21 protein-coding genes are annotated in these 16,053 nt (G+C 66.7%); all 21 read right to left on the bottom strand.

Features of this window, described 5'->3' with window-relative positions; all coding sequences use genetic code 11:
* Positions 1-15 precede the first annotated feature (15 nt).
* Positions 16-408 (bottom strand): hypothetical protein, encoded by a 393-nt coding sequence (locus tag DIE22_RS31465; RefSeq protein WP_124501183.1) that lies wholly within the window; start codon positions 406-408, stop codon positions 16-18.
* A 71-nt stretch (positions 409-479) separates the two neighbouring features.
* Positions 480-845: a phosphoribosyl-ATP diphosphatase gene (locus DIE22_RS31460; RefSeq protein WP_044845953.1), complete on the bottom strand. Its 366-nt coding sequence runs from the start codon at positions 843-845 to the stop codon at positions 480-482.
* Positions 842-1,258 (bottom strand): phosphoribosyl-AMP cyclohydrolase, encoded by a 417-nt coding sequence (hisI, locus tag DIE22_RS31455; RefSeq protein WP_124606877.1) that lies wholly within the window; start codon positions 1,256-1,258, stop codon positions 842-844. The genes DIE22_RS31460 and hisI overlap by 4 nt, the downstream gene beginning before the upstream one ends.
* Positions 1,258-2,031: an imidazole glycerol phosphate synthase subunit HisF gene (hisF, locus tag DIE22_RS31450; protein ID WP_011350732.1), complete on the bottom strand. Its 774-nt coding sequence runs from the start codon at positions 2,029-2,031 to the stop codon at positions 1,258-1,260. The genes hisI and hisF overlap by 1 nt, the downstream gene beginning before the upstream one ends.
* A 106-nt stretch (positions 2,032-2,137) precedes the next feature.
* Positions 2,138-2,893 carry a 1-(5-phosphoribosyl)-5-[(5-phosphoribosylamino)methylideneamino]imidazole-4-carboxamide isomerase gene (hisA, locus tag DIE22_RS31445; protein WP_124501181.1) on the bottom strand — a complete coding sequence of 252 codons (756 nt, stop codon included), beginning with the start codon at positions 2,891-2,893 and terminating at the stop codon, positions 2,138-2,140.
* 163 nt (positions 2,894-3,056) lie between these two features.
* Complete coding sequence (gene hisH / locus DIE22_RS31440) at positions 3,057-3,698, bottom strand: imidazole glycerol phosphate synthase subunit HisH (RefSeq protein ID WP_057924765.1); 642 nt, start codon at positions 3,696-3,698, stop codon at positions 3,057-3,059.
* Complete coding sequence (locus DIE22_RS31435) at positions 3,695-4,315, bottom strand: MarC family protein (protein ID WP_124501180.1); 621 nt, start codon at positions 4,313-4,315, stop codon at positions 3,695-3,697. The genes hisH and DIE22_RS31435 overlap by 4 nt, the downstream gene beginning before the upstream one ends.
* A gap of 62 nt (positions 4,316-4,377) precedes the next feature.
* Entirely contained in the window at positions 4,378-4,965 is a 588-nt protein-coding gene (hisB, locus tag DIE22_RS31430; RefSeq protein ID WP_011546606.1) for an imidazoleglycerol-phosphate dehydratase HisB, read from the bottom strand.
* Between the two features lie 65 nt (positions 4,966-5,030).
* Positions 5,031-6,104 (bottom strand): histidinol-phosphate transaminase, encoded by a 1,074-nt coding sequence (hisC, locus tag DIE22_RS31425; RefSeq protein WP_124501179.1) that lies wholly within the window; start codon positions 6,102-6,104, stop codon positions 5,031-5,033.
* Between the two features lie 121 nt (positions 6,105-6,225).
* Complete coding sequence (gene hisD, locus DIE22_RS31420; RefSeq protein ID WP_124606876.1) at positions 6,226-7,542, bottom strand: histidinol dehydrogenase; 1,317 nt, start codon at positions 7,540-7,542, stop codon at positions 6,226-6,228.
* Between the two features lie 24 nt (positions 7,543-7,566).
* Positions 7,567-8,220, bottom strand: coding sequence for an ATP phosphoribosyltransferase (gene hisG, locus DIE22_RS31415; RefSeq protein WP_006751807.1), 654 nt, complete (start codon positions 8,218-8,220; stop codon positions 7,567-7,569).
* On the bottom strand, positions 8,217-9,566 hold the full coding sequence (gene murA / locus DIE22_RS31410; protein WP_124501177.1) for a UDP-N-acetylglucosamine 1-carboxyvinyltransferase: 1,350 nt from the start codon (positions 9,564-9,566) through the stop codon (positions 8,217-8,219). Before murA ends, hisG begins: the two co-directional genes overlap by 4 nt.
* 13 nt (positions 9,567-9,579) lie before the next feature.
* Positions 9,580-9,819 (bottom strand): BolA family protein, encoded by a 240-nt coding sequence (locus DIE22_RS31405; RefSeq protein ID WP_006477131.1) that lies wholly within the window; start codon positions 9,817-9,819, stop codon positions 9,580-9,582.
* A gap of 50 nt (positions 9,820-9,869) precedes the next feature.
* On the bottom strand, positions 9,870-10,724 hold the full coding sequence (locus DIE22_RS31400) for an ABC transporter permease (RefSeq protein WP_260426806.1): 855 nt from the start codon (positions 10,722-10,724) through the stop codon (positions 9,870-9,872).
* Positions 10,721-11,647 (bottom strand): ABC transporter ATP-binding protein, encoded by a 927-nt coding sequence (locus tag DIE22_RS31395; RefSeq protein ID WP_124501175.1) that lies wholly within the window; start codon positions 11,645-11,647, stop codon positions 10,721-10,723. The genes DIE22_RS31400 and DIE22_RS31395 overlap by 4 nt, the downstream gene beginning before the upstream one ends.
* A gap of 192 nt (positions 11,648-11,839) precedes the next feature.
* Positions 11,840-12,115: a lipid asymmetry maintenance protein MlaB gene (locus tag DIE22_RS31390; RefSeq protein WP_124501174.1), complete on the bottom strand. Its 276-nt coding sequence runs from the start codon at positions 12,113-12,115 to the stop codon at positions 11,840-11,842.
* Positions 12,112-12,741: a phospholipid-binding protein MlaC gene (locus DIE22_RS31385; protein ID WP_124501198.1), complete on the bottom strand. Its 630-nt coding sequence runs from the start codon at positions 12,739-12,741 to the stop codon at positions 12,112-12,114. The genes DIE22_RS31390 and DIE22_RS31385 overlap by 4 nt, the downstream gene beginning before the upstream one ends.
* Positions 12,742-12,851: 110 nt before the next feature.
* The gene (locus DIE22_RS31380) at positions 12,852-13,817 is read right to left on the bottom strand and encodes a VacJ family lipoprotein (RefSeq protein WP_124501197.1); all 966 of its coding nucleotides are present in this window, start codon (positions 13,815-13,817) and stop codon (positions 12,852-12,854) included.
* Positions 13,818-13,849: 32 nt separating this feature from the next.
* Positions 13,850-14,410 (bottom strand): outer membrane lipid asymmetry maintenance protein MlaD, encoded by a 561-nt coding sequence (gene mlaD / locus DIE22_RS31375; RefSeq protein WP_124606874.1) that lies wholly within the window; start codon positions 14,408-14,410, stop codon positions 13,850-13,852.
* 24 nt (positions 14,411-14,434) lie between these two features.
* Positions 14,435-15,202, bottom strand: coding sequence for a lipid asymmetry maintenance ABC transporter permease subunit MlaE (gene mlaE, locus DIE22_RS31370; protein WP_124501172.1), 768 nt, complete (start codon positions 15,200-15,202; stop codon positions 14,435-14,437).
* Positions 15,199-16,020: an ABC transporter ATP-binding protein gene (locus tag DIE22_RS31365; protein ID WP_124501171.1), complete on the bottom strand. Its 822-nt coding sequence runs from the start codon at positions 16,018-16,020 to the stop codon at positions 15,199-15,201. The genes mlaE and DIE22_RS31365 overlap by 4 nt, the downstream gene beginning before the upstream one ends.
* Positions 16,021-16,053: the final 33 nt, after the last annotated feature.

Below are 16,053 nucleotides of genomic sequence, written 5' to 3'. Positions count from 1 at the left end.
ACGCCCGCGCGCCGGTCAGAACCAGGCCTGCGGATCGAGCGTCTTGTTGTCGTTCAGGTACAGCCAACCCTTGATGATACGGTACAGCGTCCAGATCCATGTGACAAACATGATGACGAATCCCACCACCACGAACATCAGCGCGAAGCCGATCACATACGCAATCAGCGCGCGCCAGAACGTGCGAATCTGCCACTCGAAATGATCGGCATACGGCGTGCCGGCCACATCGCCGCGCTTCACGTAGTTGATGATGATCGCGATGATGCCGGTGACGCCGCCCGTCAGCCAATGAATCGCGTAGAGGCCGTACAGCACGTGCGTCAGCGTGCGCAAACCGTTCAGCCGCTCGGCGTCCGCTGCGTCCGGCACCGACGGCGTCGGAAACTGGCTCGGCGTATCGGTCATGATGCTACCCCCGTTAGATGACAATTCTTACAGCTTACCGCACTGTTGCCGGCGCGGCAGGCCGTCTGCCGTCACCCGCCGTTTTCCTCGCGCTCGCGGCGCTTGCGCAGCGCCTTTTCCTCGATGCCCGACAGCCCTTCGCGGCGCTCGAGTTCGGCGATCACGTCGGCCGGGCTCAGGTCGAAATGCGACAGCATCACCAGGCAGTGGAACCACAGATCGGCCACCTCGCCGACCAGCGCCGTCGGCGCGCCGCCCTGGCGCACGTCCTTCGCGGCCAGCACGACTTCGGTCGCCTCTTCGCCGATCTTCTTCAGCACCGCGTCGTCGCCCTTGTGGAACAGACGCGACACGTACGATTGTTCAGGGTCGCCGCCCTTGCGGCTATCGATCACGGCCGCGAGGCGCAGCAGCGTGTCTTCGGTCGATTGCGTCATTTGTAGATGTGTTCGGGATCTTTCAGCACCGGCTCGACCGCGACCCAGTCGCCGGTGTCCACGGTGCCTTCGAATTTCTGGAAGAAGCACGAATGCCGGCCGGTGTGGCACGCGATGCCCGACACCTGCTCGACCTTCAGCAGCACCACGTCCTCGTCGCAGTCGAGCCGCACCTCGTGCACGTGCTGCACGTGGCCCGACTCTTCGCCCTTGAACCACAGGCGCTTGCGCGAACGTGAATAGTAGACCGCGCGCCGCGTCTCGATCGTCTTCGCCAGTGCCTCGCGGTTCATCCACGCGAACATCAGCACGTCGTTCGTCGACGCTTCCTGCGCGATCACCGGCACGAGGCCGTTGTCGTCCCAGCGGACCTTGTCGAGCCACGCGGGCAGGGATTTCGTTTCGGTATTCATCACAGCCTCACCGGGATGCCCTGGTCGGCCATGAAGCGCTTCGCCTCGCCGACCGTGTGCTCGCCGTAGTGGAAGATGCTCGCGGCCAGCACCGCATCGGCGCGGCCGTCCTTGATGCCGTCCGCGAGGTGCTGCAGCGAACCGACGCCGCCCGACGCGATCACCGGCACCGGCACCGCGTCCGACACGCCGCGCGTGAGCGCGAGGTCGAAGCCCGACTTCGTGCCGTCGCGGTCCATGCTCGTGAGCAGGATCTCGCCCGCGCCGAGCTCGGCCATCTTGCGCGCCCATTCGATCGCGTCGAGGCCCGTGTTCTTGCGGCCGCCGTGCGTGAAGACTTCCCAGCGCGGCGTCTCGCCGTCGGCCGACACGCGCTTCGCGTCGATCGCGACGACGATGCACTGCGAGCCGTACTTGTCGGCCGCGTCACGCACGAGCTGCGGGTTGGCGACCGCCGACGAATTCATGCTGACCTTGTCCGCGCCGGCATTCAACAGGCGCCGCACGTCCTCGACGGCGCGCACGCCGCCGCCGACGGTCAGCGGAATGAAGACCTGCGACGCGACGGCTTCGATGATCGGCAGGATCAGGTCGCGCTGGTCGGAGGTCGCGGTGATGTCGAGGAACGTCAGTTCGTCGGCGCCCTGGTCGTCGTAGCGGCGGGCGATTTCGACGGGGTCGCCGGCATCGCGCAGTTCGACGAAGTTGACGCCCTTGACGACACGCCCGGCAGTCACGTCCAGGCAGGGGATGATGCGTTTAGCTAGAGCCATGATGTTGCGCCAAATGCCGCGATGGGACGGCCGGTTACGGAAGCCTCGCGCGAGGCTTCCGGTCGGGGCCGCCTGCTGGCAGCCCCGGCGAACGGAACGACCGCGCTTACGCGTTGTCGAGTTCGCCGTTCAGTTCGTCCGCGCGCTTTTGCGCGGCCGCGAAATCGAGATCGCCGGAGTAGATCGCACGGCCGCAGATCACGCCTTCGACGCCATGTTCCTCCACTTCGCAGAGGTTCTCGATGTCGGTGAGGTTCGACAGCCCGCCGCTGGCAATCACCGGAATGCCGACCGCCTGCGCGAGCTTCACGGTCGCCTCGATGTTGATGCCCTGCAGCATCCCGTCGCGGCCGATGTCCGTATAGACGATCGATTCGACGCCGTAGTCCTCGAACTTCCGCGCGAGATCGATCACCTCGTGGCCCGTCAGCTTGCTCCAGCCGTCGGTCGCAACCTTGCCGTCCTTCGCATCGAGGCCGACGATGATGTTGCCCGCGAACGCGGTGCACGCGTCCTGCAGGAAGCCCGGATCCTTCACGGCCGCCGTGCCGATGATCACGTAGGAAAGGCCGGCGTCGAGATACTTCTCGATCGTCTCGAGGCTGCGGATGCCGCCGCCGAGCTGCACGGGGATTTCGTCGCCGACTTCGTCGAGGATCGCTTCGATCGCCTCGAGATTCTTCGGCTTGCCGGCGAACGCGCCGTTCAGGTCGACCAGATGCAGTCGCCGGGCGCCGAGATCGACCCACTTGCGGGCCATCGCCGCCGGGTCCTCGGAGAAAATCGTGGCCTGGTCCATATCGCCTTGTTTGAGGCGCACACACTGACCGTCTTTGAGATCGATGGCCGGAATCAGCAACATAGCAATCGGGTGTCGTCGTGGAAAAAGAAAAGAATCCGGCGCGTACCGGCCAAACCGGTGTCGCGCCGTCTCGCTAGTTTAGTACAACTCTTTCGGCGCATAAGCGCGCGAGCCCTGCAACGCGGGCCTCTCCGGCCCGCCCACTGTGGCACGCACGCGACGTTTACGGCTTCCAGTGTACGAAGTTGCGATACAGACGCAACCCGACCTCCGCGCTTTTCTCGGGGTGGAATTGGGTCGCGAAGAGATTGTCCCGCGCGACCGCGGACGTAAACGGCGCGCCGTATGCCGTTTCGCCGACCGTGTGCGCCGGGTTGTCCGGCTTCACGTAATAGCTGTGTACGAAGTAGAAATACGCGTCGTCGGGCACGCCGTCCCACAGCGGGTGCGGCTGCGACTGGCGCACGCGGTTCCAGCCCATCTGCGGGACCTTGAAGCGCGAGCCGTCGTCCTGCAGCTGGCCGTCGAGCTCGAAGCGCACGACCTTGCCGGGCAACAGGCCCAGGCCCTTCGTGTCGCCTTCCGCGCTCCAGTCGAACAGCATCTGCTCGCCGACGCACACGCCGAGCAGCGGCTTCGTGCGCGACGCCTCGATCACCGCTTCCTGCAGCCCCGATTCGCCGAGGCAGCGCATGCAGTCCGGCATCGCGCCCTGGCCGGGCAGCACGACGCGGTCGGCCGCGCGAATCGCGGCCGGCGTGTCGACGATCGCCACGTCGGCGGCCGGTTCGGCCTTCTTGAGCGCCTGCGCGACCGAGCGCAGGTTGCCCATCCCATAATCCACAATCGCAATCGAAGTTTTCATCTCAGTGCAGGCAGTAGCGCCCTCAGTCCATTGACGATGAATTCCACCGCCAGCGCCGACAGCATCAGACCCATCAGCCGCGTGGCGATGTTGATGCCCGTGCGGCCGATCCAGTTCGCGATCGGCTCGGCGAGCCGCATCGCGAAGAAACACAGCACAGCCAGGACCCCGCCGATCGCGACCAGCCCGGCCCGCTCATACCAGTGATGCGAGTTCGCCGCATAGATGATCACCGTGCTGATCGAGCCGGGGCCCGTGAGCAGCGGAATCGCCAGCGGCACGACCGCGATGTTGTCCTTCAGCTCGGCCTCGTGGCGCTCCTCCGGCGTCGATCGCGTGTTGCCGATCTGCGCGTTCAGCATGTTGATCGCCATCAGCAACATGATGATCCCGCCGCCCACTTCAAGGGAGCCGACCGAAATGCCGAAGAAGTTGATGATCTGCTGCCCGAGCAGCGTCGTCACCGTCATCACGCAGAACACCGACACCGACGCGATCCGGATCGTGCGGCGCCGCTCGTCGTCCGTCTGCTGCGCCGTCAGGCTCAGGAAGAACGGCACCGCGCCGACCGGGTTGATCAGCGCCAGCAGCGAAATGAACGATTTGAGCAGATCCATCGCAAGCCGGCGCGCCGCGCCGAAGCCGTGAGGTTGTCCTTGACGTCCTGTCCGTTCGAAAGTTAGAGACTGCCCTTGGTCGACGGAATCTGCCCCGCCGCGCGCTCGTCGAGCTCCACCGCCGCGCGCAGTGCGCGGCCGAAAGCCTTGAACACCGTTTCGAGCTGATGGTGCGCGTTGATCCCGCGCAGGTTATCGATGTGCAGCGTGACGCCCGCGTGGTTCACGAACCCGCGGAAGAATTCGATCGACAGGTCGACGTCGAACGTGCCGATCCGCGCGCGCGTGAACGGCACGTGGAATTCGAGACCCGGCCGACCCGAGAAGTCGATCACGACGCGCGACAGCGCCTCGTCGAGCGGCACGTACGAATGGCCGTAGCGGCGGATGCCCTTCCTGTCGCCGATCGCCTTCGCGACGGCCTGACCGAGCGTGATGCCGACGTCCTCGACCGTATGGTGGTCGTCGATATGCGTGTCGCCATGCGCCTCGACCTCGAGATCGACCAGACCATGTCGCGCGATCTGGTCGAGCATATGGTCGAGAAACGGCACGCCGGTGGCCAGCTTCTGCCGGCCCGTACCGTCGAGATCGAGCTTCACACGGATCTGCGTTTCGCTGGTATTGCGAACGACTTCCGCCACACGCATGGCAATTCCTTGAATGAGTCTGATGTAAATGGGGATTGATCGTCGCGCGCCGCCGCGCCCTGGGCTCAACCGGGCAGCGCGAGTTTCAAGGCAGCCAGCAGGCGTGCGTTTTCGTCGGGAGAACCGACGGTCAGCCGCACGCATTCGGCCAGCAATGGATGCATTTTACTCACGTTTTTGACCAGCACCCGCTCGGTGAGCAGCGCATCGAACACGGCCGCCGCGTCCGGCACGCGCACCAGCAGGAAATTGCCGGCGCTCGGGAACACCGTCGCGCCCGGCAGCGCGGCCACGGCCTGCGCGAGGCGCGTGCGTTCCGCACGCAACTCGGCCGCCTGCGCATCGAGCACGTCGAGGTGGTCGAGCAGGAAATCGGCGGTTGCCTGGGTCAGCACGTTGATGTTGTACGGCGGGCGCACCTTGTCGAACTCGGTCAGCCACGCGGGCAGCCCGGCAAGATAGCCGAGGCGGATCCCCGCGAGGCCGAGCTTCGACACCGTGCGCATCACGACGACGTTGTCGAACTCGGCGGCGCGCGGCAGCCACGAGCGCTCCGCGAACGGCTGGTACGCCTCGTCGATCACGATCAGGCTGTGTCGCGCGGCCGCGATGATCCGCTCGACGTCGGCTTCGTCGTACAGCGTGCCGGTCGGGTTGTTCGGGTACGCGAGGTAGACGATCGCGGGCCGGTGCTCGGCGATCGCCGCGATCATCGCGTCGGCGTCGAGCGTCAGGTCGGCCTTGAGCGGCACGCCGACGAATTCGAGCTGCGCGAACTTCGCGGACAGTTCGTACATCACGAAGCCCGGCACCGGCGCGAGCACCTTCGCGCCCGGCTTTGCGCACGCCACCGACATCATGCTGATGATTTCGTCCGAGCCGTTGCCGAGCAGCACGTCGCACGCGGCCGGCACGCCCATCGCGCGGCGCAGCTTGTCGAGCAGCGCGCCCGGGCGCGGCGCCGGATAGCGGTTCAGCGCGACCTGCGCGAGGCGCTCGCCGAGCGCCGCCGCGAGCGGCGCGGGCAGCGAATACGGGTTCTCCATCGCGTCGAGCTTCACGAACCCGCTCGCGTCGGGCACCGGGTAGCTCGTCATCGCGAGCACGTCGCGGCGGATGATGTCTTGTGGCGTCGTCATGGTCTCAAGCCGGCGTGCTTCGCGCCGGCGTCAAATGGTCTCGGCAAGGCGGCGGCTGCCGCCCCGCGCGGGGTCTCCTCGTCGACGGGGACCGATGCGTCGGCATCGGCTCCGGCGCGTGTCACCCCTTCATCCGGAGTTCGGCGCTGCGCGCGTGCGCCTGCAGCCCTTCGCCGTACGCGAGCTCGGAGGCGATCTCGCCGAGCGTCTGCGCACCTTCGGCGCTGACCTCGATCAGGCTCGAGCGCTTGATGAAGTCGTACACGCCGAGCGGCGACGAGAAGCGCGCGGTGCGCGACGTCGGCAGCACGTGGTTCGGGCCCGCGCAGTAGTCGCCGAGGCTTTCGCTCGTGTAGCGGCCGAGGAAGATCGCGCCGGCATGACGGATCTGCTGGCCCCATTGCTGCGGCTCCAGCGCGGAAATCTCGAGGTGCTCGGGCGCGATGTCGTTCGCGATCCGGCACGCTTCGGCCATGTCGCGCACCTTGATCAACGCGCCGCGGCCTTCGAGCGACGCGCGGATCACGTCCTGGCGCGGCATCGTCGGCAGCAGTTCGTCGATCGCCTTCTCGACGCGCGCGAGGAACGCGGCATCCGGGCACAGCAGGATCGATTGCGCGAGCTCGTCGTGTTCGGCCTGCGAGAACAGGTCCATCGCCACCCAGCTCGGATCGGTCGTGCCGTCGCACAGCACGAGGATTTCCGACGGGCCGGCGATCATGTCGATGCCGACCGTGCCGAACACGCGGCGCTTCGCCGATGCGACGTACGCATTGCCGGGCCCGCAGATCTTGTCGACGGCCGGCACGGTTTCGGTGCCGTACGCGAGCGCACCGACTGCCTGCGCGCCGCCGATCGTGAACACGCGATCGACGCCGCCGAGCAGCGCCGCGGCGAGCACGAGGTCGTTCCTCACGCCGTCCGGGGTCGGGACCACCATCACGATTTCGCCGACGCCCGCCACACGCGCGGGAATCGCGTTCATCAGCACGGACGACGGATAGGCGGCCTTGCCGCCCGGCACGTAAAGGCCGACGCGGTCGAGCGGCGTGACCTTCTGGCCGAGCACCGTGCCGTCGCTTTCCGTGTACTGCCAGCTATGGGTGCCGCACTCGATCTTCTGCTTCTCGTGGTACGCACGCACGCGTGCGGCGGCGGCTTCCAGCGCCGCGCGCGCCTTCGGCGCGAGGCCGTCGAGCGCCGTCTGCAGCGCGTCCTGCGGGAGTTCGAGCGCCGCGATGCTGCTCGCGTCCAGCCGGTCGAAGCGGTTCGTGTACTCGAGCACCGCGGCGTCGCCGCGCGACTTCACGTCGGCGAGAATCTTCGCGACCGATTGCTCGATCGCGTCGTCCTCGCTCGCCTCGAACGCGAGCACCGCACGCAGCGCGGCGTCGAAGCCGTCGCTCGTCGAATCGAGTTTGCGGATGGTGATGGCCATGGGAGTTCCGTTACGGTGATGCGCTCAGTTGCCATTCTGCGACGCGCGTTCGAACGCGTCGAGAATCGGCTTGAGCGCCGCGCGCTTCAACTTCAGCGCAGCCTGGTTCACGACGAGGCGCGACGAGATCGCCATGATCTCCTCGACCTCGACCAGATTGTTCGCCTTCAGCGTGCCGCCCGAGCTGACGAGGTCGACGATCGCGTCGGCCAGCCCGACCAGCGGCGCCAGCTCCATCGAGCCGTACAGCTTGATCAGGTCGACGTGCACGCCCTTCGCGGCGAAGTGTTCGCGTGCCGTTTCGACGTACTTGGTCGCGACCCGCAGGCGCGCGCCCTGGCGCACCGCGTTCGCGTAGTCGAAGCCGGCCGGCACGGCCACCGACATCCGGCAGCGCGCAATGTTCAGATCGATCGGCTGGTACAGGCCCGAGCCGCCGTGCTCGACCAGCACGTCCTTGCCGGCCACGCCGAAATCGGCCGCGCCGTATTCGACATAGGTCGGCACGTCGCTCGCGCGCACGATGATCACGCGCAGGTTCGGATCGGTCGTCGGCAGGATCAGCTTGCGCGACGTTTCCGGATCCTCGGCCACCTGCACGCCGGCGGCCGCCAGCAGCGGCAGGGTTTCCTCGAAAATCCGGCCCTTCGACAGGGCGAGGGTCAGCGGCGCGGTCATGCTTGGCTCCCGGAGAGGCGGCGCACGTTCGCGCCGACGGCGGTCAGTTTGGTTTCCATGCGGTCGTAGCCGCGGTCCAGGTGATAGATGCGGTCGACGAGCGTTTCGCCTTCGGCGCGCAGCCCGGCGATCACGAGGCTCGCCGACGCACGCAGGTCGGTCGCCATCACGGTCGCGCCGGACAGCTTGTCGACGCCGGTCACGCGCGCCGTGTTGCCGTCGATCGTGATGTTCGCGCCGAGCCGGTTCAGTTCCTGCACGTGCATGAAGCGGTTCTCGAAGATCGTCTCGACGACCTGCGCGGTGCCCGTCGCGACCGAATTGAGGGCCATGAACTGCGCCTGCATGTCGGTCGGGAACGCCGGGTATTCCGACGTGCGGATCGTCACCGCCGACGGCCGGCGGTCCATCTTCACGCGCAGCCAGCTGTCGCCTTCCTCGATCGACACGCCGGCCTCGCGCAGCTTGTCGATCACCGCGTCGAGGATGTGCGGACGCACGCCCGTCAGCATCACGTCGCCGCCCGCCGCCGCGACCGCGCACAGGAACGTGCCGGCCTCGATGCGGTCCGGAATCACCGAATGGCGTGCGCCGTGCAGCCGCTCGACGCCCTGGATCACGAGGCGGTCGGTGCCGATCCCGTCGATTTTCGCGCCCATCGCGACCAGCAAGTGTGCGAGATCGCTCACTTCCGGCTCGCGCGCCGCGTTCTCGATCACCGTCTCGCCGTCGGCCAGCGTCGCGGCCATCAGCAGGTTTTCCGTCCCCGTCACCGTGATCATGTCGGTCACGATGCGCGCGCCCTTCAGGCGCTTCGCGCGGGCCTCGATGAAGCCGTGCTCGATGCTGATCTCGGCGCCCATCGCCTGCAGGCCCTTGATGTGCTGGTCGACCGGACGCGCGCCGATCGCGCAGCCGCCCGGCAGCGACACCTTCGCCTCGCCGAAGCGCGCGAGCAGCGGCCCGAGCACGAGGATCGACGCGCGCATCGTCTTGACGAGCTCGTACGGCGCGACGAGGTTGTCGACGCGCGACGCGTCGAGCTGCACGCGGCAGCCGTCCGTTTCGCTCTTCACGCCCATCTGGTTCAGTACCTTCAGCGTGGTGCGCACGTCCTTCAGGTTCGGCACGTTGTCGAGCTCGACCGGCTCGGCGCTGAGCAGCCCCGCGCACAGGATCGGCAGCGCGGCGTTCTTCGCGCCCGACACGACGATCTCGCCCGACAGCCGGCGACCGCCTTCGATCACCAGCTTGTCCATCCCATGTCCTTGCGATTCCCCGTTGACGGCCGGGTGTGCCGTGGCGACGCTCTGGACGGCATCGCGCTCGTTGACGGTGACTTGCACTCAGTGGTTCCGGTTATGCGTTCTGCCATTCGGCGGGCGTCAGCGTCTTCATGCTGAGCGCGTGGATTTCCTGCTTCATGCGATCGCCGAGCGCCGCATAGACGAGCTGGTGCCGCTGGATCGGCCGCTTGCCTTCGAAGGCCGCCGACACGATCGTCGCGAAGAAATGCTGGCCGTCGCCTTCGACTTCCAGATGAGTGCAGGCGAGACCGCCGGCGATGTATTGCTTGACCTGTTCGGGAGTCGGCAACATGAGGGGCTCCTGTCGGCGCGCGCCGCCCGTGGCGGCCGCCGCCGTCGATATCAATGACGCAGTTTGTAGCCGGTCGCGAGCAGCCGCATCGCGAACACCGCGAGCAGCACGAAGAAACCGGTGACGATCGCGAGGCTCGCGAGCGGGTTGATGTCGGACGCGCCGAAGAACCCGTAACGGAAGCCGTCGATCATGTAGAAAAACGGGTTGAGACGCGAGATCTCGCGCCACATGGGCGGCAGCGAGTGCGTCGAATAGAACACGCCGGACAGGAACGTCAGCGGCATGATCAGGAAGTTCTGGAACGCGGCGAGCTGGTCGAACTTCTCGGCCCAGATCCCGGCGATCAGCCCGAGCGTGCCGAGGATCGCCGAGCCGAGCAGCGCGAACGCGATGATGAACAACGGCGCCGCGAAATGCATCGGGATAAACCAGATCGTCACGACGAACACGCCCGTGCCGACCGCGAGCCCGCGCACGACCGATGCGAGCATGTACGCGCCGAAGATGTCGCGGTACGACAGCGGCGGCAGCAGCATGAACACGAGGTTGCCGGTGATCTTCGACTGGATCAGCGACGACGAGCTGTTCGCGAACGCATTCTGCAGCACGCTCATCATCACGAGGCCGGGCACGAGAAAGCTCACGTACTCGACGCCCGGATACACCTCGACGCGGCCCGACAGCGCGTGGCCGAAGATCGTCAGATACAGCAGCGCCGTCACGATCGGCGCGCATACCGTCTGGAACGACACCTTCCAGAAGCGCAGGAGTTCCTTGTAGAACAGCGTTTGAAAACCGCTTCCCGTCACTCGCCCGACAGCGCCGGGTTCAGGAGTTTGGCGGGAACGGGGGGGCTGCGCCCCCCCGAGCGAACGCAGTTCGCGTGGGGGTTGTTTATTCATGCCAGCCCCTCGACGACTTCTGCCCCGTTCATCACCTGGACGAACACATCTTCGAGGTCGGCCTTGCGGACCTCGATCTCGTCGAACGTGCAACCCGCCGCGCGGCACTGCGCGAGGATACGCTCGACATCGTCGTAGTTCGACAGGCGCAGCAGGTGCTCGCCCGGCGCGCGCGCGGCCGGATCGGTCTCCAGCCCGCGCAGCTCGGCGGGCAGCGCGCCCGTTGCGAGCCGCAGGTACAGCTGCAGCCCCGCGAAACGGCGCAGCAGCGCGTCGGTGCGATCGAGCGCGACGACTTCACCGCGACGCAGCATCGCGATGCGGTCGCACAGCGACTCGGCTTCCTCGAGGTAATGGGTGGTCAGGACGATCGTGTGGCCCTCGCGGTTCAGCCGCGAGATGAATTTCCACAGCGTCTGGCGCAGTTCGACGTCGACGCCGGCGGTCGGCTCGTCGAGCACGATCACGGGCGGCCGGTGCACGAGCGCCTGCGCGACCAGCACGCGGCGCTTCATCCCGCCCGACAGCGCACGCATGTTCGCGTCGGCCTTCTCGGTGAGGTCGAGATTGGCCATCACTTCGTCGATCCAGTCGTCGTTACGACGCAGCCCGAAGTAGCCGGACTGGATCCGCAGCGTCTCGCGAACGGTGAAGAACGGGTCGAACACGAGTTCCTGGGGCACGACGCCGAGCGCGCGGCGCGCACCCCGGAAGTCCTTGACGACGTCGTGGCCGAGCACCGAGATGCTGCCTTCATCGGCCCGGGCGAGCCCGGCGAGAATACTGATGAGCGTGGTCTTGCCTGCGCCGTTCGGGCCGAGCAGACCGAAAAACTCGCCTTCCTCGACCGACAGGCTGACGCCCTTGAGCGCCTGAAGCGATTTGTAGCGCTTCCTGACGTGACGGATTTCTATGGCTGACATGACTGTGCGCGGCGCAAGGGCCGCGACGCCTATTCTGTGCTTGCTGCGAATGAAAATGGGGGCCGGACGCCGATTGGCTGCCCCGCAAAACGCTTGATTATAGGGCAAACCGGCTGGTGGGGCCGGCGCCGGAGGCGCGCGGCCTGAAGCGTGCGCGCGCCGGCTGGCGCGGCGGGCTTCGGTCGGACAGGGTCAATGTCGCCCGGTGCCTTCGATGAGCGCGTCGACGCCGTAGGCGCTCGCGAGGCTGGCGAGCTTCGGGGGAAGATTGAGGATGTCGAGCGCCGCACCGCGCGCTTTCGCGGCACGTTGCCATGCGAGCAGCACGGCGAGCGCGGACGAATCGAACTGCGTCAGCGCCGCGCAATCGACGGCGGTGGCACCCGCGTCGATGCGCGTGAGACCGTCCGCAAGCGCGGACTTCGCGCTCGCGACGGTCAGCGAGGAGCTGGCTGCGAAGCCGCTCACGACGCCTGCTTGCCGGCGGCAAGTTCCTGGTTGCGTTGCGTCAGGAACTTGATCAGGCCGTCCACGCCGCTTTGCTGGATCTTCTCGTTGAACTGCTGCTGGTACGTCTGGATCAGCCACGCGCCGAGCACGTTCAGGTCATACACCTTCCAGCCGTTGGCCGTCTTGTACAGGCGGTAGTCGATCTGGACCGGCTGGCCGTTGTTCATCGCGACCGTCTTCACGACGACGTCGGTGTCGGCCGGATCGGCGCGGAACGGCGGGTACTGGATCTGCTGGTCCGGCTTCAGCTGCGCGAGCGCGCCCGAATACGTGCGGATCAGCAGCAGCTTGAACTGCTCCTGAACCTGCTGCTGCTGCTCGGCCGACGCCGCGCGCCAGTTGCGGCCCATCGCGAGCTGCGTCGTGCGGCGGAAATCGGTGTACGGCAGGATGTCCTTGTTGACGATCGTGATGATGCGGTTGGTGTCGCCCTGCTTGATCGTCTGCTGCTTGACCTCGTCGAGCACCTGCTGCGTCGCCGTCTTGATCAGCACCTGCGGGTTCGACTGGTCGACTTGCGCGTGAGCTGCGCTGCCGAACGAGAACAGCGCCGCGAAAACAGGGATCAGGAACAGTTTTTTCATCATGGAGACCTGCATGAAGAGTCGATGCGAAGGTTGGAGCCGGTAGCTTACGCGCAAGTTCGCGCGCGCTACCGACTGAATCGTTTCCGGCTGTAACGAATGTAAGCGGGTCAGTGCAGCTTGATGCTCGGGAAGCGGAACCCGCCCGGTGCGGGCGGCGTCATCTGCATGGCCGGCACGTTCGTTGCACTCGCCGGGTTCGGCGATTCGGCACTGCCCGACGCCGGTACGGCAACGGCCGCGCCCGATGCGCCGGCCGGCGCCGTCGCCCCGCCGACTGCCGCCGCGCCCGCCGTACCGGCCGCGCCGGCTGCCGCCGGTGCCGCGCCGTCGTCCGGCAGGTCGTACTTCGGCAGCGCGTCGTTGCTCGACGTCGTCGAGGCCTCGCCGCGCGCGTTGTCGATCAGCATCTGGCGGCGCTGCAGGTACGCGTTGCGCACGAACGAATACTTGTCGAGCGCCGCGGCATCCAGCACGTCACCCGCGCCGAGCAGGTTCGCGCGCGTGTTGACGAGGTTCACGCCGAACAGGCCCCAGCTCAGGCCGTCCGGCTTCACGTAGGTGAGCGGGTTGCCGACGTAGTCGACGCCGAGGCCTGCCGTGTCGCGCAGCGTGCTCGGGCCGAGCAGCGGCAGCACGAGGTATGGGCCCGACGGCATGCCGTAGCGGCCCATCGTGATCCCGAAGTCGGCGGTATGCTTCGGCAGTTTCGCGATCGTCGCGACGTCGAACAGGCCGCCGACACCGAACACCGTGTTGATCACGACGCGCATGATGTCGCCGACGCCGTCCGCGATCCGCAGCTGCACGATGTTGTTCGCCGCGATGTAAACGTCGCCGATGTTCGAGAAGAAGTTCGTCACGCTGTCGCGCACCGGCTGCGGCACCACGTACTGGTAGCCCTTCGCAACCGGCTTCAGCGCATACGTGTCGACCGTGTCGTTGAACTTGTACATCGACCGGTTGAAGCCTTCGAGCGGATCGCCCTTGGTCGGCGTCTGCACGGTCGCGCAACCGCTCAACGCGGCGACTGCTGCCACGGCGAGCGCGGCGTGCCTGATGCGGATCGTCTGCATGGTCATTACCCTCTTGTCTTGCTCTCGTGTGGTTATTGGGCGGGCGACGCGGACACCGCGGACGCCGGCACCGCGACCGGTGCGGGCGCGGCCGGCGCGGCCGATGCGCCGGCTGCCGGCTTCGCGCCGCCCGCGTCGGCCGCCTTGCTGTACAGGAACTGGCCGATCAGGTTCTCGAGCACGATTGCCGACTGCGTCATCGTGATCGTGTCGCCCGCCTTCAGCATTTCGGTGTCGCCGCCCGGATCGAGGCCGATGTACTGCTCGCCGAGCAGGCCGGACGTCAGGATCTTCGCCGAAGAATCCTTCGGGAACGGGTATTGGCCGTCGACGTCGATCGTCACGAGCGCCTGATACGTATTGGTATCGAAGCCGATCGTCTTCACGCGGCCAACCACGACGCCCGCGCTCTTCACGGCCGCGCGCGGCTTCAGCCCGCCGATGTTGTCGAATTTCATCCTCACCGAGTAGGTCGGCTGAAACGACAGCGAGCTCATGTTGCCGACCTTGAGCGCCAGGAACAGCACCGCAAGGAAGCCCACCACCACGAACAGGCCGACCCAGAAGTCGAGAGCAGTCTTTTTCATCGTCATCCCAAAATTTGGCTTGGCTGAGGCTTAGCTGAACATCAGCGCGGTCAGCAGGAAATCGAGGCCGAGTACGGCGAGCGACGCGAATACGACCGTCTTGGTCGTCGCGCGCGACACGCCCTCGGGCGTGGGCTTCGCTTCATACCCTTGAAACAGCGCAATGAAGGTCACGGCGAACCCGAACACGATGCTCTTGATCACGCCGTTGCCGACGTCGGCCCACACCTGGACCCCGCCCTGCATCTGCGACCAGAACGCGCCCGGATCGACGCCGATCAGCACGACCCCGACGAAATAACCACCGAGCACGCCGACCGCGTTGAAGATCGCGGCGAGCAGCGGCATCGCGATGATGCCGGCCCACAGGCGCGGCGCGATCACCGTCTTGATCGGGTCGACGGCCATCATCTCGAGCGCGGTGAGCTGCTCGCCGGCCTTCATCAGGCCGATCTCGGCCGTGAGCGACGTGCCCGCGCGGCCCGCGAACAGCAGCGCGGTCACGACCGGGCCGAGCTCGCGCACGAGCGACAGCGCGACCAGCAGGCCGAGCGCCTGCTCGGACCCATAGCGGTTCAGCGTGTAGTAGCCCTGCAGGCCGAGCACGAAGCCGACGAACAGGCCCGACACGGCGATGATCACGAACGAATAGTTGCCGAGGAAGTGGATCTGCTTCGTGACCAGCCGCGGCCGGCGCAGCAGCGGGAAGAATTCCAGCACGAGGCGCACGAACAGCCGCGTGCCGTAGCCCGCGCGCACGAGGCCGCCCATGACGTAACGTCCGATCGCGCTGATCATGCGCGTCCTCCGCCGAGCCCGAAATCCGCTGCCAGCGGCGGGCTCGTGTAATGAAATTTGAACGGGCCGTCCGGCGCGCCGTCGATGAACTGCCGCACGCTCGGATCGGTCGACGCGCGCAGCTCGTCAGGCGTACCCTGCGCGAGCACGCCGCCGTTGGCCAGAAAATACACGTAGTCGGCGATCGCGAACGATTCCGGCACGTCGTGCGTGACGAGGATCGACGTGGCGCCGAGCGCCTGGTTCAGCGTGCGGATCAGGTTCGCGGTGATGCCGAGCGAGATCGGATCGAGGCCCGCGAACGGCTCGTCGTACATGATGAGTTGCGGATCGAGCGCGATCGCGCGCGCGAGCGCGATACGGCGCGCCATCCCGCCCGACACCTCGGACGGCATCAGGTCGCGCGCGCCGCGCAGCCCGACCGCGTTGAGCTTCATCAGCACGAGGTCGCGGATCAGCTCTTCGGGCAGGTCGGTGTGTTCGCGCAGCGCGAACGCGACGTTCTCGAACACCGACATGTCGGTGAACAGCGCGCCGAACTGGAACAGCATGCCCATCTTGCGGCGCAGCGCGTACAGGCCGTCGCGCGTCTGCGCGCCGACGTCGGCGCCGTCGAACAGCACCTGGCCGCGGCGTGCGCGCACGAGGCCGCCGATCAGGCGCAGCACGGTCGTCTTGCCGCAACCCGACCCGCCCATGACAGCGACGACCTGGCCGCGCCCGAAACGCAGGTTCAGGTTCGACAGGACGAGGCGGTCGCCGTAGCCAAAGTCGACGTCGCGAAGTTGCAGCAGTGTCTCGGTAGGAGTGGGGCTCACGGAGCTGACAGTCCTTTTACGCAGAACGCCGAA

It is taken from the genome of Burkholderia sp. Bp9142 (genome assembly GCF_003853415.1).
Taxonomy (GTDB): Bacteria; Pseudomonadota; Gammaproteobacteria; order Burkholderiales; family Burkholderiaceae; genus Burkholderia.
This window is presented reverse-complemented; position numbering and strand designations above follow the sequence as displayed.